The 18,710-nt window shown below is 63.3% G+C and carries 22 protein-coding genes; 9 read left to right on the top strand and 13 right to left on the bottom strand.

What is annotated here, in order from left to right; all coding sequences use genetic code 11:
• Nucleotides 1-11 precede the first annotated feature (11 nt).
• The 3 genes from LB523_RS17830 to cysS form a co-directional block, all read right to left on the bottom strand.
• Nucleotides 12-398, bottom strand: a complete 387-nt coding sequence (locus LB523_RS17830; protein ID WP_224605357.1) for a VOC family protein — start codon at nucleotides 396-398, stop codon at nucleotides 12-14.
• Nucleotides 395-793, bottom strand: a complete 399-nt coding sequence (locus tag LB523_RS17825; protein ID WP_224605355.1) for an endonuclease domain-containing protein — start codon at nucleotides 791-793, stop codon at nucleotides 395-397. The genes LB523_RS17830 and LB523_RS17825 overlap by 4 nt, the downstream gene beginning before the upstream one ends.
• Nucleotides 794-995: 202 nt before the next feature.
• Entirely contained in the window at nucleotides 996-2,447 is a 1,452-nt protein-coding gene (cysS, locus tag LB523_RS17820; RefSeq protein WP_224605353.1) for a cysteine--tRNA ligase, read from the bottom strand.
• A 391-nt stretch (nucleotides 2,448-2,838) separates the two neighbouring features.
• Between cysS and LB523_RS17815 the strand changes: the two genes are divergently transcribed.
• Complete coding sequence (locus tag LB523_RS17815) at nucleotides 2,839-2,994, top strand: hypothetical protein (RefSeq protein WP_095766957.1); 156 nt, start codon at nucleotides 2,839-2,841, stop codon at nucleotides 2,992-2,994.
• A 110-nt stretch (nucleotides 2,995-3,104) separates the two neighbouring features.
• On the opposite strand, the gene LB523_RS17810 is transcribed toward LB523_RS17815, so the two are convergent.
• Nucleotides 3,105-3,866: an SOS response-associated peptidase gene (locus LB523_RS17810; protein WP_224605352.1), complete on the bottom strand. Its 762-nt coding sequence runs from the start codon at nucleotides 3,864-3,866 to the stop codon at nucleotides 3,105-3,107.
• A gap of 117 nt (nucleotides 3,867-3,983) precedes the next feature.
• Between LB523_RS17810 and LB523_RS17805 the strand changes: the two genes are divergently transcribed.
• The 4 genes from LB523_RS17805 (at nucleotide 3,984) to LB523_RS17790 (ending at nucleotide 6,382) form a co-directional block, all read left to right on the top strand.
• Nucleotides 3,984-4,409 (top strand): NUDIX hydrolase, encoded by a 426-nt coding sequence (locus tag LB523_RS17805; RefSeq protein ID WP_224605350.1) that lies wholly within the window; start codon nucleotides 3,984-3,986, stop codon nucleotides 4,407-4,409.
• A gap of 71 nt (nucleotides 4,410-4,480) precedes the next feature.
• Nucleotides 4,481-4,858 carry a TIGR02301 family protein gene (locus tag LB523_RS17800; protein ID WP_224525208.1) on the top strand — a complete coding sequence of 126 codons (378 nt, stop codon included), beginning with the start codon at nucleotides 4,481-4,483 and terminating at the stop codon, nucleotides 4,856-4,858.
• A 353-nt stretch (nucleotides 4,859-5,211) separates the two neighbouring features.
• Nucleotides 5,212-5,469 carry a hypothetical protein gene (locus LB523_RS17795; protein ID WP_040984202.1) on the top strand — a complete coding sequence of 86 codons (258 nt, stop codon included), beginning with the start codon at nucleotides 5,212-5,214 and terminating at the stop codon, nucleotides 5,467-5,469.
• A gap of 124 nt (nucleotides 5,470-5,593) precedes the next feature.
• The gene (locus LB523_RS17790) at nucleotides 5,594-6,382 is read left to right on the top strand and encodes a hypothetical protein (protein WP_224605347.1); all 789 of its coding nucleotides are present in this window, start codon (nucleotides 5,594-5,596) and stop codon (nucleotides 6,380-6,382) included.
• A gap of 122 nt (nucleotides 6,383-6,504) precedes the next feature.
• Here LB523_RS17790 and LB523_RS17785 read toward each other — a convergent pair whose 3' ends face one another.
• Both LB523_RS17785 and LB523_RS17780 read right to left on the bottom strand, forming a co-directional pair.
• Nucleotides 6,505-6,729 carry a hypothetical protein gene (locus LB523_RS17785; RefSeq protein WP_095766953.1) on the bottom strand — a complete coding sequence of 75 codons (225 nt, stop codon included), beginning with the start codon at nucleotides 6,727-6,729 and terminating at the stop codon, nucleotides 6,505-6,507.
• A gap of 50 nt (nucleotides 6,730-6,779) precedes the next feature.
• A complete protein-coding gene (locus LB523_RS17780) occupies nucleotides 6,780-8,111 on the bottom strand; it encodes a dihydroorotase (RefSeq protein ID WP_224605343.1) in 1,332 nt (443 codons plus the stop codon).
• An 85-nt stretch (nucleotides 8,112-8,196) separates the two neighbouring features.
• On the opposite strand from LB523_RS17780, the gene LB523_RS17775 reads away from it, so the two are divergent.
• From LB523_RS17775 to LB523_RS17765, 3 genes are all read left to right on the top strand, one after another.
• On the top strand, nucleotides 8,197-9,060 hold the full coding sequence (locus LB523_RS17775) for a YgfZ/GcvT domain-containing protein (RefSeq protein WP_224605340.1): 864 nt from the start codon (nucleotides 8,197-8,199) through the stop codon (nucleotides 9,058-9,060).
• The gene (locus LB523_RS17770) at nucleotides 9,060-9,698 is read left to right on the top strand and encodes a YfbR-like 5'-deoxynucleotidase (RefSeq protein WP_224605337.1); all 639 of its coding nucleotides are present in this window, start codon (nucleotides 9,060-9,062) and stop codon (nucleotides 9,696-9,698) included. Before LB523_RS17775 ends, LB523_RS17770 begins: the two co-directional genes overlap by 1 nt.
• 66 nt (nucleotides 9,699-9,764) lie before the next feature.
• Nucleotides 9,765-11,900: a putative bifunctional diguanylate cyclase/phosphodiesterase gene (locus LB523_RS17765; RefSeq protein ID WP_224605334.1), complete on the top strand. Its 2,136-nt coding sequence runs from the start codon at nucleotides 9,765-9,767 to the stop codon at nucleotides 11,898-11,900.
• A 152-nt stretch (nucleotides 11,901-12,052) separates the two neighbouring features.
• On the opposite strand, the gene LB523_RS17760 is transcribed toward LB523_RS17765, so the two are convergent.
• Nucleotides 12,053-12,943, bottom strand: coding sequence for a fatty acid desaturase family protein (locus LB523_RS17760; RefSeq protein WP_318011979.1), 891 nt, complete (start codon nucleotides 12,941-12,943; stop codon nucleotides 12,053-12,055).
• Nucleotides 12,944-13,162: 219 nt separating this feature from the next.
• On the opposite strand from LB523_RS17760, the gene LB523_RS17755 reads away from it, so the two are divergent.
• Nucleotides 13,163-13,453: a LysR substrate-binding domain-containing protein gene (locus tag LB523_RS17755; RefSeq protein WP_318011976.1), complete on the top strand. Its 291-nt coding sequence runs from the start codon at nucleotides 13,163-13,165 to the stop codon at nucleotides 13,451-13,453.
• On the opposite strand, the gene LB523_RS17750 is transcribed toward LB523_RS17755, so the two are convergent.
• The 6 genes from LB523_RS17750 to LB523_RS17725 form a co-directional block, all read right to left on the bottom strand.
• Nucleotides 13,438-14,073, bottom strand: coding sequence for a hypothetical protein (locus LB523_RS17750; protein ID WP_224605329.1), 636 nt, complete (start codon nucleotides 14,071-14,073; stop codon nucleotides 13,438-13,440). The genes LB523_RS17755 and LB523_RS17750 overlap by 16 nt on opposite strands.
• A 111-nt stretch (nucleotides 14,074-14,184) precedes the next feature.
• A complete protein-coding gene (locus LB523_RS17745; RefSeq protein ID WP_040984213.1) occupies nucleotides 14,185-14,457 on the bottom strand; it encodes a DUF3303 domain-containing protein in 273 nt (90 codons plus the stop codon).
• Nucleotides 14,458-14,600: 143 nt separating this feature from the next.
• The gene (locus LB523_RS17740) at nucleotides 14,601-16,064 is read right to left on the bottom strand and encodes a RimK family protein (protein ID WP_224605327.1); all 1,464 of its coding nucleotides are present in this window, start codon (nucleotides 16,062-16,064) and stop codon (nucleotides 14,601-14,603) included.
• A gap of 4 nt (nucleotides 16,065-16,068) precedes the next feature.
• A complete protein-coding gene (locus LB523_RS17735) occupies nucleotides 16,069-17,166 on the bottom strand; it encodes a GNAT family N-acetyltransferase/peptidase C39 family protein (RefSeq protein WP_224605325.1) in 1,098 nt (365 codons plus the stop codon).
• A 207-nt stretch (nucleotides 17,167-17,373) separates the two neighbouring features.
• Nucleotides 17,374-18,168, bottom strand: a complete 795-nt coding sequence (locus LB523_RS17730; RefSeq protein WP_224605323.1) for an anti-sigma factor family protein — start codon at nucleotides 18,166-18,168, stop codon at nucleotides 17,374-17,376.
• A complete protein-coding gene (locus tag LB523_RS17725; protein WP_224525150.1) occupies nucleotides 18,165-18,683 on the bottom strand; it encodes an RNA polymerase sigma factor in 519 nt (172 codons plus the stop codon). Before LB523_RS17725 ends, LB523_RS17730 begins: the two co-directional genes overlap by 4 nt.
• Between the last annotated feature and the right edge of the window lie 27 nt (nucleotides 18,684-18,710).

Here is an 18,710-nt window from a genome sequence, read left to right as displayed (position 1 = left end):
TGGTCATGGGCTTACTCCGCATCATGGCAGACCGCCTCGACATTGTTGCCGTCGGGATCGAAGACGAAGGCGCCGTAATAATTGGGGTGGTAGTGCGGCCTCAGGCCCGGCCCACCATTGTCCTTGCCGCCTGCGGCAAGCGCTGCCGCATGGAAAGCGTCGACCTCGGCGCGGCTGCGGGCGGTGAAGGCGACATGCTGGGTGGATTTGGGCTTGTCCGTGCTATCGCTCAGCCAGAACACCGGCCGGTCGCGGCCATAGCCGCCAACCGTGGCGCCGCCGGTATATTCTTCCGGCACCATGTAAAGCAGCGAAGCCCCCAGCGGCGCCATCACCTTGTCGTAGAAGGACTTGGACTTTTCGAAGTTGGAGACATTGATGCCGAGATGATCGATCACGGGACGAGCTCCTCCGTTTGTGGCGCGGGCGCATCGGCCAGGCCGGCCACGATGACGATGTGCTGGCAGGCATTGTCGATATCGCGGATCACGTCGTCGTTCCAGAAGCGCAGGATGGTCCAGCCTAAAGCTTCGAGCTTCGCGGTTCGTGCAGTATCGGACGCCGACACTTCAGCAAGAGTGTGCTGAGAGCCATCGATCTCGACGATCAGCTTTATGTCGGGGCAAGCAAAGTCGACGATGTATCCTGCGATAGGCATTTGGCGTCGGAATGACAGGCCCATGAGCCTATGTGCCCTGATCTCGTTCCAGAGCTTCAGTTCCGCATCTGTCATTTGCTTGCGCATCTTGCGCGCATTGCCGCGATTGGCGGGAGATACCCGATGATGGGTCATCGCGAGGCCCCCCTCTCTGTCCTGCCGGACATCTCCCCCTCAAGGGGGGAGATTGGATGTCGCCTAGCCTTTCGCCAATCGCCAACGTTGGAGATGGGACGCTGTCGCCGAAGCTGCTGATCTCCCCCCTTGAGGGGGAGATGCCCGGCAGGGCAGAGGGGGGCGCCTCGCGCCAACCTCTCCACTAAAGGAACATCCGCGCTCACCGCTTGATCTCCCAGGTCGTCACGCGCTCGCCGGTGGCAGGATCCTTGCCGTCTTTCAGCTGCACCCCCTGTGCCAACAGCTCTTCGCGGATTCGATCGCCCTCGGCCCAGTTCTTGGCAGCGATAAACTCCAGACGATCCGCGATCGCTTTTGCCACCGCCGCCTCGTCCACCTTGGCCGCGCCCGTATCGAAACCGAGGAAGGCCAGCGCTGCCTTCAGCGAAGCGGCTGCGCCACCCCCGACGTCGCCGCCGGCATCGACTGCCTCGCCGGCGAGCTGCGTCAGCCGCTGGAAGGCGGTGTAGGTGGCGAGGTCGTCCGACAGCGCTTCCACCACCTCGGCCGGCAATTCTTCTGCCGCCATAGGCGCGAGGTCGGCGGCGCGCTTCCATTTGCGCAGCGTGTTTTCGGCTTCTTCCAGCTTGCGCACGGAGAAGTCGATCGGCTCGCGGTAATGTGTCATCAGCATCGCCAGCCTGAGCACCTCGCCCGGCCAGGCGCGGCCGCCAAAGGTCTCGGTCTCCAGCAGCTCGTGGATCGAGAAGAAATTGCCGAGGCTCTTCGACATCTTCTGGCCTTCGACCTGCAGGAAGCCGTTGTGCATCCAGACATTGGCCATGACCTTGGTGCCGTGGGCGCAGCGCGACTGGGCAATCTCGTTCTCGTGGTGCGGGAAGATCAGGTCCAGCCCGCCGCCATGGATGTCGAAGACCTCGCCAAGATAGGCGGCCGACATGGCCGAGCATTCGATGTGCCAGCCGGGCCGTCCCCTGCCCCACGGGCTCTCCCAGCCGGGCTCTTCCGGGCTCGACAGTTTCCACAGCACGAAATCGCCGGGGTTCTTCTTGTGCGCGTCGACAGCGATGCGCGCGCCAGCCTGCTGCTCGTCGAGATTGCGCTTCGAGAGCTCGCCATAGTCGGGCATCGAGGCGGTGTCGAACAGCACCTCGCCGCCGGCGACATAGGCGTGGCCGCGCTCGATCAGCTGCCGGATCAGCGACAGCATGTCGGCCTTGCCGTCGGCCCGCGGCGCGACGAACTCGGTGGCGCGCGGCTCGTAGGTCGGCTCAAGGCAGCCAAGGGCCGCGACGTCCTTGTGGTACTGGCCGGCGGTCTTTTCGGTGACCTTGCGGATCGCATCGTTGAGCGACAGCTTTCCGGCCGCGATGTCGCCGCCGAAGTCGCGCAGCGCCCTGGCATTTATCTTGTCGTCGACATCCGTGATGTTGCGCACATACGTGACATGGCTTTCGCCGTAGAGATGGCGCAACAGGCGGAAGAGCACGTCGAAGACGATCGCCGGACGCGCATTGCCGATATGGGCAAAGTCGTAGACGGTCGGGCCGCAGACATACATGCGCACGTTGTGCGGATCGATCGGAACGAAAAGTTCCTTCGCTCGCGTCAGCGTGTTGTAGAGGCTGAAGCCCTTCGATGCGTCCGACATGCGGTCCCGGTCCTTAATTTGGGTTCACTGGAACCAGCTCTGCGCCGTTGGCGCAAATCAGGCTCCAGCCTGCTGGCCGGGGCGTTTTTTCCGATCTGGGGAAAGATGAGGCGAAAACGTCCGGACCAGCGCGAGGCTAGCCAATAATGCAAATGCCACAAATGGCGAAAGACGTTTTCATGGGCGGCTTTATCGCGCCGGCGGGTGTTGCCGTCAAGTCGCTCCGCTCAGGAAACATGTCGTTGGGTCACAGGTAAAGACAGGCCGAAACATTTTATTAAACATGTCGGCACAGTGATGAAACATTCGCCGGCTAGACCGCCAGAAGTCACGATTTGGTCGGAATCAGCCGACAAACGCTGAACACGAAACCGTTATCAGGGAGAGAATCATGGCTCGCACCAAGCAGGAACAGGACCGACAAACGCAGCCGGCTCTCGCCAGCCACTACCGCGCGATCGGCCCGGCGGCCATCGTCGCAGCACTTCTTCACACCGCGAAGAAGAAGAAGCCGACGCAGAAGATCGTCTCGCCGCGCGCCGCCTGACAAGAACGACCGGCACGGTTCCCAACCATCGGGACGCCGGCGATGAGGGCGCAAACAAGCGCCCTGGAGATGAAGGCCCCAAAGCAGCCTCTCGAGGCGAGCAGCCTTCGCTAAAAGAGCGTCATCTGGTTTTCGTCCGCGCCGGGCTTCTGGCGCCTGACCTTCTCGGCCTGTGGCCCGACGACGCCCCGTTCCTGAATCTCCGGCCCGATGTTGGCGACCTTGTTGACCAGGTCTGAAACCGCAATCGCCTCGAAGAAATCGGGCTCGGCAGGCTTCAGCAGATCGAGCACGTCGCGCGGCTCCTGCGTGCGGCAATCGAGCCAGCGGGCGAAGTCGCACTCCTCGATCACCACCGGCATGCGGTCATGGATATGGGCGATGCCGGCATTGGCCTCGGTCGTGATGATCGCGCCGGTATCCATCTCGGAACCGCCAGGTTCGGAATAAGTCTCGATCAGCCCGGCGAAGGCAATCACCCCGCCTCGCTTCGGCCGGATCCAGTAAGGCTGGCCCTTCTTGCCGCCCGACTGCTGCCATTCGTAAAAGCCGGAGGCCGGCACCAGAGCGCGGCGGTGGCGCATGGCAGTCTTGAACGAAGCCTTTTGCAGCACGCCTTCAGAGCGGGCGTTGATGAGCAGCGGAAACGCCTTGGTGTCCTCGACCCAGGTAGGAATCAGGCCCCAGCGCACAAGCATCGCCTGGCGGTCCGGCAGGTTCGAGCCCGGCTCCCGTTGCGGCCCGGCAAGCGCCATAAGCACCGGCTGCGTCGGCGCGATGTTGTAGCGCGCCGGAAATTCCTCCAGTTCCGCCAGGCCGAGCAAGGCGGCGGTCTGGTCCGGCGTCGCGGTCAGGGCAAAGCGTCCGCACATGGATCTGGGTTCTTCGATTGACGTGCCACGAAAGTGGCGATGGAACCGCCAGGCTGCAACGGCTAAAGCTGGATTCGCCCAATCGATCCACAAAAGGCTGCAGAAAGATCGGCACGCATGGAACAGCGCAAGATCATACCGGCCGTTTCCGTCGCCGTCGTGCGCGGCGGCACCGTGCTTCTGGTAAAGCGCGCGCGGGCACCGTCGCAAGGGCTCTACGCCTATCCCGGCGGCAAGGTCGAGCCGGGCGAAACGCTGGCGCAAGCCGCGGCGCGCGAGTTGCAGGAAGAGACCGGGCTCGAGGCAACAGGCTACCGGCCGCTACGCGACATCCTTATCGACGGCCATGCTGAAAACCACGCGGTCGACTACCTGCTGACCGTGTTCGGCGCTGCCTATGCCGGCGGCGAGCCCGTTGCCAGCGACGATGCCGAGACCGCTGCGTTCTACACGCTGGCGGAAATGGCAGGAATGCCGCTGGCGGGCGACGTGTTCTCGGTCGCCGAGGAATTGCTTGGGTCAGCGCAAGGCACAAGGCGGTGAGCATCCAGAATGGCCTTGCGGGCGACGAAATGTTTCGCCACAAAGCCCTGCCCTTTCACCGCAAGGCTTTGATGACCCGCGCTCCCGCTTTTCTCGCCGCGTGCCTCGCCGTCAGCATGACCGTCGCAGCGTCCCCAGCGCCCGCCGCCGAGGCGCCTTTCGAGCCCGGGCTGATGCGGCTGGCGGAAGTCCTGGGATCGCTGCACTTCCTGCGCAACCTGTGTGGCGAGAAGGGCGACAAGTGGCGGGTCGAGATGGAAAAGCTGCTCGAATCGGAAAATCCCGATCCTGACCGACGCGCCCGCTTCATCGCCTCGTTCAACCGCGGCTACCGCTCCTTCAGCGGCACCTACACGCGATGCACGCCTTCGGCGACCGAGGCCATCGCGCGCTACATGAAGGAAGGCGAGACGCTGTCGCGCGACATCGCCTCCCGCTACGGCAATTGAGCCCGGCTCGGCCGCTGCGCGTTTTGGGCAGATTTGTTGCGGGCAATCGGCGCCAATGTGACGTGCCTTATTGTGTCCTGTCCCGCTCTGGTGCAATCATGTGTTGCACTTGCGCAACAGTATTAATGAAACGTTAGCGCGCAGTTGTGGAATTAACTCAAACTGAAGGTTTCGATGCCCCAAGCCGGTCTAATCGGCTAAGCTCGGCATCAATTGAGGGCAGTCTCGCCCGGAATGTGGATTTCGACCGTAAAAATGTCGTATTTACAAAGACTTAATTGAGACTGCGGACGAACTGACAGACCAAGCCGGATCCCTCGTCGGATCGACGCTTGTAGAAAGTGGATATCGCAATGGAACATGGTGTCAGCGACATCGACGCTTTGGTCAGGGAAGAAAAGCGGCTGACTGCCGTGGAGAGCCACAGCGAAGCGTGGGCCGAGGGCCTGTCGGCGGGCATCGAACCGGAAATCATCGCCGAAGCGGCGCTGGAGACCGCTTTCGGCGAGATGTTGCGCGCCAATGGCGAGACCTCGGCGCTTGCCCTGCTCGACCGCATGCGGGAAAAAGTGATCGCCGGCGCGTTCGAGCCGGAACGGCTGAAGCACTAGCCACCCGTTTTGACAGCGACTTTTTGATAGTGACTTTTGACGCGCCGTTTGGGCATCATGTCCATGCGCTCGGACATTCAATGTGCCGGCCGGGCCGAGCCCGGGAACCATGGAGAGGCAAGCGGTGAGATTTTCGATGTCAGGTCGGCCGCGCGGGCTGGCCCTCAGCATCCTGATCGCCGCCTCCTGCCTGGCGCTGCCTCTGTGCCTTACCAGCACGCCTTCCTACGCGCTGAGCGAGATTCAGCGCGAGGACGTGCCTTCGCCGGTCACCCCGCCCGCCAATAGCGACAGCGTCGCGCCCGGCGCTGCCGTGCCGATGCCGGAGCCGCCCGGCACCAAGCCCGCGGACGGCCAGCCGGCCGACGACACCGACAAGTCGGAGCCGGAGACGCCGCCCGCCAATGGCGGCATCACCAGCCCACGCGCAGACCCTGACGCGCCGCCGCCCGCGGTCGTCTACGACCTCAACACGCTTCCCGAACCAGTCAAGCGCATGCACGGGCTCCTCATCGAGGCCTGCCGGACCGGCGACATCGAGAAGCTGAGGCCGCTGATCGGCAAGGGCGAGGCGATGACCCAATTGTCGCTGGGCGACATCGATGGGGACCCGGTCACCTTCCTCAAGAGCCTTTCGGGGGACGGCGACGGCCAGGAAATCCTCGCCATCCTGGAAGAGGTGCTTTCGGCCGGCTACGTCCATGTCGACACCGGCACGCCGCAGGAACTCTATGTCTGGCCGTATTTCTTCGCGCTGCCGCTCGACAAGCTCGATGCCAGGCAGCGCGTCGAATTGTTCAAGCTGGTCACCGCCAGCGACTATGACGACATGAAGCAGTTCGGCGCCTACATCTTCTACCGCGTCGGCATCACGCCGACGGGACAGTGGCTGTTCTTCGTCGCCGGGGATTGAATTTCGCCCTTACTCGGTAAGGCTGGCGGGACAGCGCCCCCCTCTGTCCTGCCGGGCAGAGGGGGGCGCGAAGAAACACGATCATAGCGGATCGTCCTATTGCCGAGGATTGTTGCGATGGCTCAGGCAGTGGTCAGAAGGATGCCGTGACCGAATTCGTCGGCCAATTTCATGATAAGCAGCTTCTCACGCGCCGTAAGGCGCTTTTGGTCGACAAAGCGCCAGTTGCGTTCGTAAAGCGCAAAGGCCTCTTTCGCGGGAATAGGGCGCGCGACATCGCGGTTCCAGGCGAGCGCCTGGAGCTCAGGAAACTCCGCAGGAATGATCGGCGCAATATTCGCGGTCATAGCCCACCCAAGATAATGCAGAGCGCTTAACAAATCCAATGTCGGGGGGATCAGGCCGGCAGCGCCTCGGAGAACTCCACCGCCCTGCCCTGGCCGGGTGTCGCGATCTCGCCTTCCCACATGACGCGCGTGCCGCGCACGATGGTGCCGACCGGCCAGCCGGTGACCTCTTTGCCGTCATAGGGCGTCCATCCGGCCCTGGAGCCGGCCTGCGCGTTGGTGATGGTCTCGCGCCGCTTCATGTCGACGATCGTGAAATCGGCATCGTAGCCGGCGGCGATGCGGCCTTTCCTGGCCATGCCGAAAATGCGCTGCGGACCATGGCTGGAAAGGTCGACGAAGCGCTGCAGGCTGAGCCGGCCGGCATTGACGTGGTCGAGCATGATCGGCACCAGCGTCTGCACGCCGGTCATGCCGGACGGCGAGGCCGGATAGGGCTTCGCCTTCTCGGCCAGCGTGTGCGGCGCGTGGTCGGAGCCAAGGACATCGACGATGCCCTGCGAAATGCCGTGCCAGACGCCTTCACGATGGCGTGGCGCCCGCACCGGCGGGTTCATCTGGATGAGCGTGCCAAGCCGCGCATAGTCGTCGGCGCTCAGCGTCAGATGATGCGGCGTGGCCTCGCAGGTCGCGACATCCTTGTGCTGCTCGAGGAAGACGATCTCCTCGGCCGTCGATATGTGCAGCACATGGATGCGCGCGCGTGTCTGCCTGGCGATGCGCACCAGCCGCTCCGTGCAACGCAGCGCCGCGATCTCGTCGCGCCAGACGGGATGCGACGACGGATCGCCCTCGACGCGCTCGCCGAGCCGTTCGCGCAGGCGGAACTCGTCCTCGGAATGAAAGGCGGAGCGGCGGCGGGTGTTGCGCAGGATCGAGGCGACGCCTTCGTCGTCCTCGACCAGAAGGTCGCCGGTGGACGAGCCCATGAACACTTTTATGCCGGCCGCGCCCGGCAGCCGTTCCAGTTCGCCGACATTACGAGCATTGTCGCGCGTCCCGCCGACCCAGAAGGCGAAGTCGCAATGCATGCGGCCGGTAGCGCGGCGCACCTTGTCGGCAAGTGCTGCCTCGCTGGTGGTCAGCGGATTGGTGTTGGGCATTTCGAAGACGGCGGTGACGCCGCCCAGCACCGCGGCGCGGGAGCCGGTTTCCAGATCCTCCTTGTGCTCCAGCCCCGGTTCGCGAAAATGCACCTGGCTGTCGACGACGCCCGGCAGGATGTGCAGGCCCGTGCAGTCAATGGTTTCGCCGGCCGAAGCCTGGCCGAGATCGCCGATCCGCGCGATGCGTCCGGCCTTCACGCCGATGTCGCGCCGTCCCTCGCCGTCATGGTTGATCACCGTGCCGCCTGTCAGGATGAGGTCGAAGGTGGTTGCCATGGGCAGGTCCAATCTCTTGCGGGGGGAGTGTGGCCGGCTTACGTAATGACCGGACGTTTTGCAAGATCAGGCCGATTTCACGCCCATGCCCTTTGCCCAAATCAAAGACCGCGCGCTCGTTTCCGTGTCGGGCCCCGATGCCGAGCATTTTTTGCAGAACATCCTCACCACCGATCTCGACATGCTTGCGCCCGGTGAGGCGAGACCCGGCGCACTGCTTTCGCCGCAGGGCAAGATCCTGTTCGATTTCCTGGTCTCGCGCGCCGGCGACGATGGCTTCCAACTGGAATGCCGGGCCGACATCGCCGACGACTTCGTGCGCAGGCTGATGCTTTACCGGCTAAGGGCAAAGGCCGAGATCGCCAAGCAGGATCAGGTGCTTGTCACAGTCGCATGGGGTGATGATTCAACCGCCTCACGTTCTGATTCAACAGCGCTCTCCGACACGCGGTTTCAAGATATCACGGTTACGCGCACTTATGGCGGCGAGGCGCGGGACGGCGGCGACCCGAATGGCTGGCTGAACATACGCATCGGCAACGGCATTGCCGAAAGCGGCAGCGACTACCAGCTTGGCGATGCCTTCCCGCATGACGTTCTGCTCGACGAGACGGGCGGCGTCGGTTTCAAGAAGGGCTGCTATATCGGCCAGGAAGTGGTCTCGCGCATGCAGCATCGCGGCACCGCGCGGCGCCGTGTGCTAATCGCTTCGGCCGATAGCCCCCTGCCCGCCGCCGGGACCGAGCTCACCGTGGCCGGCCGATTGGTGGGCACGCTCGGGTCTGTCGGCCACCGGACCGGTCTCGCCATTGCCCGCATCGACCGCGTCAAGGCGGCGCTGGATGCCGGCGAGGCGATCACGGCAGGCGAGATTCCGGTAAGGCTCGCCATTCCCGCCTGGGTGAAGTACACCTTCCCTGAAGGTGCGGTCAGCGCGGAGGAGGCCTGATGGCGGCCGACCGGGCCGGCGCGCCGCCGCGCGCCTGGCAACGCATGCTGTCCGGCCGGCGGCTCGACCTGCTCGATCCCTCGCCGCTGGACATCGAGATCGCCGATATCGCGCACGGGCTCGCCCGCGTCGCGCGCTGGAACGGCCAGACCAGAGGCGACCATGCCTTCTCGGTGGCGCAGCATTCGCTGCTGGTCGAAGCTCTCTACGGTGAACTGGCGCCTGCAGCCCCGGCCGAGGCGCGGCTCGCAGCGCTGCTGCATGATGCGCCGGAATATGTCATCGGCGACATGATCTCGCCGTTCAAATCGGTGATGGGCGGTTCCTACAAGGATTGCGAGCTGCGCCTGCAGCGCGCGATCCATCTGCGTTTCTCGCTGCCGGCGGAACTCGCCGCCTCCTTGCGCAACGACATCAAGCGCGCCGACCAGATCGCCGCCTATTACGAGGCGACGCTACTGGCCGGCTTTTCGACCGCTGAGGCGACCGAGTATTTCGGCCGGCCGCGCGGCTTCTCCGCCGATAGTTTCGACTTCACACCAAAATCCGTGACCTGGGCGCAAACAGCTTTTCTCAGGCGTTTCAAGACGCTGGAAACCAGGCGCCAGTCTTCGCGCGCGGTCAATTCCGCCCCTTAATAGAACGCTAAATTAACCGGCGAGCAGGACAGTATTTGCGTTCGGTCACGATCCGAAGGCGTGCTCATGCCCGGCGCACATGTCAAGACTGGTTCGTTCGCCGGCAAGCGAAGAGCGGCCGGTGTTGGCCCGGTGCGACGGATAGCCGAAGAACTTCGCGCGCAGAACGAGCGCTTCGCGGCGGCTGTCGAGAATATGTCGCATGGCCTGTGCATGTTCGACGCCGATGAGCGGATGATTATCTGCAACCGCAACTACATCGACCTCTTCCGCCTCGACGCCAAGGTGATGAGGCCCGGCATCCGCTTCTTCGACATCCTCCAGCACAGCGTCGATATCGGCATCGCCTCGCAAAGCGCCGAGGAGCTCTATGCCGTCCGCAAGCCCTATATCGACGGCGCGAAGCCCTCGACCTATGAGGAGGCTCTGGCGGATGGGCGCATCATCGTCATCTCGCACCGGCCGCTGGCTTCCGGCGGCTGGGTCTCGATCTACGAGGACGTGACCGTGCAACGGCGCGCCGAAAAGGAGCTGAAGGAGCAGCACCGCCGTTTCGACGCTGCCTTAGCCAACATGTCGCAAGGCCTGCTGATGTATGACGCCGGCGGCAAGATGATCGTGCGCAATCAGCGTTTTCTGGAGCTCTACAACGTAGCCGCGGCAGATTTCCCGTTCGGCACGACGCACCGGGACGCGCTCAAACGACTGCTGGAGCTCGGCATCTACACAAAGATCGATGTCGACAGCGAAGTCGCCAAGACCGAAGCTTGCCTGCGGGCGGGGCAGATGCATTCGACTTACCGGTATCTTGCCGACGGCAGGACATTTCTGGTTGTCCGTCAGCCGATGAGCGGCGGTGGCTGGGTGGTGACCTTCGACGACGTCACCGAGCGCCGGCGCACCGAAGAGCGTATGACGCATCTTGCGCATCACGACACGCTGACCAACCTGCCCAACCGGTCGATGTTTCGCGAAAAGCTGGACCAGGCGCTTGGCGAGGCAAAGCCGCTGGCAATCCTGTCGCTCGACCTCGACCGCTTCAAGGCCGTCAACGACACGTTCGGCCACCCGGCCGGCGACTGGCTGCTGAAATGCGTCGCCAAGCGGCTACAGCAGGCCGTGCGCAGCAGCAAGGACGTGGTGACGCGCTTCGGCGGCGACGAATTCGCCATCATCCAGTCGGGCATCAAGAGCGCCGCCGGCGCCGAAAAGCTCGCCAAGCGCATCGTCGAGATCGTCGGCAAGCCTTATCGCGACAAGGGGCGAGAGATGCATGTTGGCGTGAGCCTCGGCATCGCGCTTTATCCCGGCGACGGACACGACGCCGACACGCTGCTCACCAACGCCGACATGGCGCTCTACCGGGGCAAGAGCGAAGGGCGCAACGTCTACCGCTTCTTCGAGCAGGGCATGGATGCGCTGATGCGGGAGCGCCGGGCGCTCGAGGCCGATCTCGAGGCAGCGCTGTCCAGGCGCGAATTCGAACTCGACTTCCAGCCGATCCTCGACATCGGCTCCGGCAAAATTGTCGGCGCGGAAGCCCTGATGCGCTGGCGCTCGCGGTCGCGCGGCCTGGTATCGCCGGAAAACTTCATCGCCGCCGCCGAGGAAACCGGACTGATCGTGCAGCTCGGCGATTGGGCGTTGCGCAAGGCTTGCAACGTGGCGGCGAACTGGCCGCCGGAGATGCGCATGGCCGTCAATGTCTCGGCCGCGCAGATCAAGAGCGGCGGCTTCGCTCGCAGCGTGATCTCGGCGCTTGCCTTTTCCGGCCTGCCGGCCAACCGCCTGGAGCTCGAAATCACCGAGACGGTGATGATGGACGAAAGCGACGCGGTGCAGAAGACGCTGAGCCAGTTGCGCGGTCTCGGCGTGCGCATCGCACTCGACGATTTCGGCACCGGCTATTCCTCGCTCGGCTACCTTCGGCGCTTCCCCGTCGACAAGATCAAGATCGACCGCTCCTTCATCCGCGACCTCGACAAGCGCGACACGGCGGCGATCGTGCGCACGGTGATCAGGCTCGGCGCCGAGCTCGGCATCACCGTCACCGCCGAAGGGGTCGAGACCGAAGCGCAGCTCGATATGCTTCGCAAAGCCGGTTGCGGCGAGGCGCAAGGCTTTCTGATCGGCGTGCCGGCCAAGGCGTCCGACATTGGCAGGCTGCTGCGCTCGCAGGCGCAGCTGCGCCAATCAGGCTGACTTCTCCTACTTGCACGTGTTGAGATTCAGGTCAGGCCGTGCCGAGAATGACGGATTCCGAGAACCGGAGCGGAGCGCACTGAAGGACGTGAGCACCGGAAGCGCAGGAAGCTGGCATTTGCAGGCCGGCACCACCTGAATATCGACACGCGCTAGCGCAGTGCCTCTATGTATTTCTCGTGGAAAGAGACATAGCCTGGCTCGACCACCTTGAGGTGCCGCTCGATCAGACGGTGAAATTCCGGCAGCTGGTGGAACGGCACGCCGGGATAGGCGTGGTGCTCGGCATGATAAGGCATGTTCCAGGCGAGCTTGCGCACGAACCAGTTGGTCAGCGTCGTGCGGGTGTTTTCCAGCATGTTGGCGACAAAGGGACAGCGGCCGTGCTCGGCCAGCAGATAGAGCCTGAGGAACGGCTGGCCGAGCAGCGCCGGCACGATCCAGACATAGAGCAGCACCGAGGCACTGAACCAGACCGCAAGCGCCAGCAGGACGACATAGAAGGCGGTCATCGTCCGCGCCTCGGCCTTCACTTTTGGCAAGCCCTTTGGCGGCACGTAGGTGTCGCGGCAGCGCCCCATCGCATTGGTGTAGAGCGTCTTGAAATGCCCCCACCACACCGGCAGGCCGGAGACGTGGACGATGTATTGCCGCATCGTCTCGGGCTTCGGGAAAGCGAGCTCCGGATCGTTTTCGGGATCCTGGGTGAAGCGGTGATGGGCGAAATGGAAGTAGCGGAACCAGTCGGCCGGCAGCGCGAGCGCCAGACTGCAAAAGCGCGCGACGGTATCGTTCAACCACTGCGTTTCGAACGCCGTCCTGTGCACCGTTTCATGCAACAGCGTGAACAGGAAGACGATCAGGATGCCCTGCGGCAGCATCAGGACCGGCCAGAAACGCACCTTGGCCGCGATCAGCGCGCCAAGGAGGATGATCGCGCCGAGATGGAGCGCGAACTGAACAAGGGCCGGCCCATCCGATTTGCCGGTCAGCCGGCTGCGCTCCTCATTCGTCAGCGAGGCTATCACGGAGCGATGGTCGATGGCTGCGTCGTGGTCGATTGCGTTCATGAGATCACGATACCCAGAAACAAACCTCTCGAAAAACGAGGATTTCTGCGAAATAGGTAAGGTAATCTTATCTTTCGGATTGTTATGGCCGCCCTTCCCTCCTTGCGCGGACCGACTGGGGAACCGACCGGCGCATCTTTCCCATCCTGGCGCAACTGGTTCGAGGCGACGGGAAGCGAAGCGGACCACGCAATGCAGAGCGGTCTCTCCGCGAATTCGTCGCGGGCAGTGCTCGATCTCGCCATTTCAGGGCTGGGCATGGCGCTGGCGCAAGGCGTCTACTGCGCCCAGGCGCTGGAAGCCGGCCGGCTGGTCCGGCCCGTTGCCAGATCGCTGGAGTTGCGCCAGCCCTACTGCCCGACGATCCCGGAACGCGGCGCCAGACGCGATATCGTGGCGGCGTTCCGCGAATGGCTGATTGGGGAATGCGTGCGCGCGGTCGGATCGCCGGCGCTTGGCGCCACAGCTCAGCGCCGTCTTTGACCGAATTGGCCAGGGGCACGACGCGCCGGCTCGGGTATGATTGCCTGCCGAGCCGGTTCGGCACGCGGTCCGTGGGCAAATCCACCCGGCACGAACCCAAGCACTATTATCGCGGCAATGACGCTGTATTGTAGGATGTCAAAGGCCGGCGGCGGAAGACTGCCGGGAAGAACTGAAATTGCAAGCTTCGGCGCAAGAACGCCGAACCCTACCGCGGCCGGCCAACCAATGTCGCGCACGCGGGCGAATACCATCCAAATGATCGCGACGATGGTGGCAAAGCCCATCGCCACAAGGATGGAGATATAGACCGTGCCGATGGCGGAGCTCTTTGCCTCCATAGCGAGCCCTCTGGCGACCATGCCGGAAGCAAGTTGCTCGGCGGATTTCGGCTTATCGTGCATCCCATAGTCCGGCGTCCTCAGTTCCTCGACAAAGGACTTTTGGCTCAGGGCCATACTGTTGCCGTCAGCCGCATAGATCTGCCTTTGAATGTTCTCTTTGGTCCCGACCAGAAAATGCTGGATAGGGTCCTTGGCAAAATCAAACCCGATCAAGAAGACCAAAAGAACGAGGTAAAGAATTTGGCCGCAATTGCCCGATTGAAACAGCCTGATCATCTTTTTAGAGCCTCTGGGCAATCCACAATATAGGCGGAATAGCAAGCCGGGCTTAAGACGCAGTTAGGCAGTTCTGTGCAAATTGAAGAAACGGCGGGCCAGGATATTCGCTTAGAGATGCCCGGCCAGCGCCGCAACCATGTCCTTGCTCGTCGCCACTGGAATGATCTCGAACTCGACGAGGTCGTTCCACTCGATGGCCCAGCGCTGCAGGATCGTGACGTCGTCGGCCTCCACCAGCAGGAAGCAGCGGCTCATATCGGCCGCGATCCAGGAGTGGTGGACAACGAGCTCGTCAGGCTTCAGCCGGCCCTTGTCGCGAAAGCGGCGATAGATCTCCTTGCGGTCCGCGCCATGAAAGTCCTCGATCACTAGGAATAGCATTTGTTTCCCTCGGTTTGATTGAACTGAGGAACTGAGGAGATTAAGAAATGATGGGCTGATGACGCAAGGACAGATGGTTCCGCCAGACACTCCATTCTTCAGTTCTTCAGTTCTTCAGTTCTTCAGTTCCTCTTCTCCCGCCGCTACTTCTCCGGCCTTTCCAGGCGCTCCAGGAACCACTGCGTCAGCCGCACCCAGAGCTCGTCCTTCTCGCCCGAATCCTCCCAGCCATGGTCGAGGTTGGGATTGTCGTTGACCTCGATGACGAAGACGCCGTCCTTGGTCTCCTTGAGGTCGACGCCGTAGAGCCCGTCGCCGATGCATTTTGCCGCCCGCACCGCCGTCTCGACGACATGCGGCGGCGTCTGCTTCAGCGTGAACGTCTTGATGCCGCCCTGGTCGGGCTTGCCGCTGGCTTTGTGGTTGACGATCTGCCAGTGCTTTTTCGCCATCAGATAATGCACGGCAAACAGCGGCTGGCCGCCGAGCACGCCGACGCGCCAGTCATATTCGGTCGGGATGAATTTCTGCGCGATCAAGAGATCGGAATCGTCCAGCCATTCGGTCGCGAGCTTGGTCAGCTCGGCCATGTTCTCGCATTTTTTGACGCCGCGCGAGAAAGACGAATCCGGGATCTTCAGCACCAGGGGGAAGCCGAGCGTCTGCGCCGCCACCTCGAAGTCGGACGTGCCGGCAATCATCACCGTCGGCGGCACCGGCACCTTGTTGTAGGTCATCAGCTCGTTGAGATAGACCTTGTTGGTGCAGCGGATCATCGACAGCGGATCGTCGATCACCGGCATGCCTTCCTGCTGGGCGCGGCGCGCGAAGCGGTAGGTGTGGTTGGAGATCGCCGTGGTCTCGCGGATAAACAGCGCGTCGTAATTGGCGAGTTTGGCGAGGTCCTTCCTGGTGATCGGCTCGACCTCGACGCCCATCTTCTCGGCGATTCTCGCCCAATAGCGCAGCGAGGAAATCTCCGACGGCGGCAGTTCCTCATGCGGATCGACCAGCGTCGCGAACGTGTAGCGCGCCGGCGTGCGGCCCTTGGTGTCGCGCCATTCGCGGTTGGTGTAGGTGTCCAGGCACTGCAGGAAGAACTCTTCCTCATCCTCGGACATGCGGGCAAGCGGCAGGAAGCCGATCTTGCGGATCGAGGCCCATTCGGCGCTGTCCTTGATGTGGACCTCGAGCGCCGGCGCGCGGAACCAGTCGAACAACAGCTTGGCGAAACGATCCCATACTTTCGACGGACCGATGCCGAAGAAGATCGCTACCTTGGCCGGAAAAATCCCGCCGAGATCCTTGCGGCATTTGTTCAGGGCGAGCTCGAGCTCCGGCAGCGCGTGCTCGTAGAGCTTGCGCTCCGAAAGGTCGATCATGGTCTCGACGGTCGGGATCACCCTGTGGCCGCGCGAGCCCGCGAGAAGCGAGGCGTAGTAGCCGCGGCTCTGGTAGCCGTAATTGTTCGACAGGTTGATCACCTTCGGCCGCTGGCCGCGGAACAGCGCCGGATGCGCGAGATAGTCGCGGTTGGTGATGATCTTGTGGGGTGTGGCCACCTGATCGAGATCGTTCTGCCTGCCTGTCAGGATAACCCAGGTCATTGTCTCAGCGTTTTCCCAGAGTGATGGCGGCGCGCAAACCGTCGCGGCCAAACTGCGCCATATTCATGAAGATGTCGTAGGGCACCGGAATGTTCGCGGCATCGAGGATCGTTTCCTGCCTTTCATCCTCGACCCAAGGATCGTGGATCAGGATATGGTCGCCATCGTCGCCGATGGCCAGCACCCAATGCGGCACCTTCTTGCCGAACATCAGGAAGCCGCTGATCAGGACCACAACCAGCTTGCCCTCGGCAAGGGCGTCACGGATGTCGCCGATGCCGAACGGACGGTAATTGACAGGGATGCCGTAGAGTTCGGCGCGACGGCGGAAATCGACCTGGGCAAGCTCCATCACCCGGCGCTTGTCCTCGCTCCTCACCGACTGGAGGAACAACGCGCCATAAAAGGAGACGAATATCTCGGCCGCAAGTCCGCTCTCATAGCCGGCGACCGCCAGGCCGAAAGGCTCGCAGCCGCCAGGGCCGGACATCATGAAGACTGTGGTGGCCTCGCGCCACAGGCGAATCTCCATGACCGGGTCTGGCACGAAGCCAGGATCGAAATTGGCCATCGCCATCATCAGGCAGCAAGGGCCGCAGGTGAACTCGCAGGTCTGCTGGTAGAACGGCACCTTAGTCGCGGTCGGCGTGTCGCCGCGCAGCGTCTTTTCATAGCGCAGCGCGGTCGCGCCATCCTCGTAATAGTCGGGCTCGCGGCCCAATTTCCGATAGCCGGCCTCTTCGTAGATACGGATGGCGCGCTGATTGTCCTCGCGCACTTCGAGGCGCAGCAACAGCCGGTCATGCTCGAAGGCCGCTTCCTCGGCGGCCGCCAGCAGAAGTCGGCCGATGCCGAGGCGGCCAAAGAAGGGTCCGACGGCGATGGAATAAAGCCGCGCGACGCCGCTGCCCTTGCGAAACAGCACCACCGCATAGCCGGCGACGCGGCCCTCGTTCTCGGCCACCAGCATCTCGGCGGTGTCGCGTTCGATGAACTGGCGGAAGGAGCGGCGCGAGAGCCTGTCGCCCGGAAAAACAGCCTTCTCGATGGCGGCGAGGTCATCGACGTCTGACGCGCGGGCCTTGCGGATCTCGGCAGGCATGCGGGCTAAGGAAAACCTCGATTGTTTAAGAAACGGCCCCGGTGGATGCGTCGCGAATACTGGCCGAAGCGCCAGTATTCATCAAGCGCTATCGCTCCTTGATTAGGGCTGAATTGTGACAGTTTCCGCGGCGGCGGCAAAGGGCCAAGCGTTTGAACAGAATTGCCGTTCAAAGGAACTGCCGGCCGACGAAAAAACGCAGCCGATTCAGCTCGATATGCCGGCCAGCAGCTGGCCGTAGGCGCTCTTTGCAACGTCCGACAGGCGCTCCGGCGGCAACGAGCCGACGACGGCGCAAGCATAGCCTTTATCCAGCCAGTAGACCGCCTCCGGTCCACCCCCCTCGGCAGTATAGGTGCCCTTGGACGTCGCCGACGATTCGGCGGTGACAAAGAGCGAGATTCGTTCGCCCTTGGCGTCCTCGTAGAGCAGCATCGCCGCCTTGCCCTGGCCGCCAGCCGGCAGCAGCCGCCCACCGACCAGTTGGAAGCCCTCGGCCGCCAGGTCGGGCGCAACCAGCTTCAGCCCGACTCGGTTCGACAGCCAGGTCTGGAGATGGTCCTTGTCGCTTGCCGGGACCTCGACGGCATGGCGCTTCTCGGCGGCGTACAGGACATGAGCGGCGATCGCCTGCTCGGCGAGCTGGTCGTCGCCGTCGTCGCCGCGGCTGACGCTGTCAATGCCGGCGACATAGCCGCCGAGGCCGCCCACAGCGAGCACAACGGCGGCCGCGGCCGAGAGCCACCAGCGCGAGCGCCAGGGCGATGCTTTTGCAGGCGCCTCGCCAAGCACGACCTGCCGCAGCCTTGCCGGCACCGGCTCGTCCATCACGCCGGACAGGGCGGCGCGCATGGCGGCGCGGTCGGCGATGTAGCGCGCGGACTTTGCCTTCATCTCGGGATTGGCGTCGAGCCAGGCGTCGTAGGCCATGCGCTCCTCGCCCGGCAGCTCGCCATCGAGGGCCATATGGATATCGCGTTCGGAAAAATCGCTGCGGGTCATTTCTCGACGATCCTTATCGAGCGGCGGCGCGATGTGTCGTCGAGCAATCCTCGCAATTCCTCGCGGCCGCGCGCGATGCGCGACATCAGCGTGCCGGCCGGCACGCCAAGGATGTTGGCGGCCTCGGCATAGGAAAAGCCCTCGATGGCGACCATCACCAAGGCCGCGCGGCGATCGGGGCTGATCGCCTGCAAGGCATCCATGATCTCGCGCGAGGCGATGGTCTCGACCTGATCGGCGGGCGCGGCTTGGGCCTCACCGGCTTCGAGAGGCAGTATCGCCGCCTCGCCTCGCCGGTTGACCTTGCGCATCTGGTCGATGAACAAGTGATGCATGATCGTAAACAGCCACCTCCGGGGGCTCTCTCCAGTCTGCCAGTTGTCGAGCCGCACGAGCGCCCGCTCCAGGCAATCCTGGACCAGGTCGTCGGCGGAATCGCGCTCGCGCAGCAGCGAGCGCGCATAGCGCCGCAGCCGCGGTATTTCGCTCAGGATCGCTGCCTTCTTGTCGTCCATGACCGCTTGTTTCGAGGTCGCTTTCCA

It is taken from the genome of Mesorhizobium sp. ESP-6-4, from assembly GCF_020164735.1.
GTDB lineage: Bacteria > Pseudomonadota > Alphaproteobacteria > Rhizobiales > Rhizobiaceae > Mesorhizobium.
This window is presented reverse-complemented; position numbering and strand designations above follow the sequence as displayed.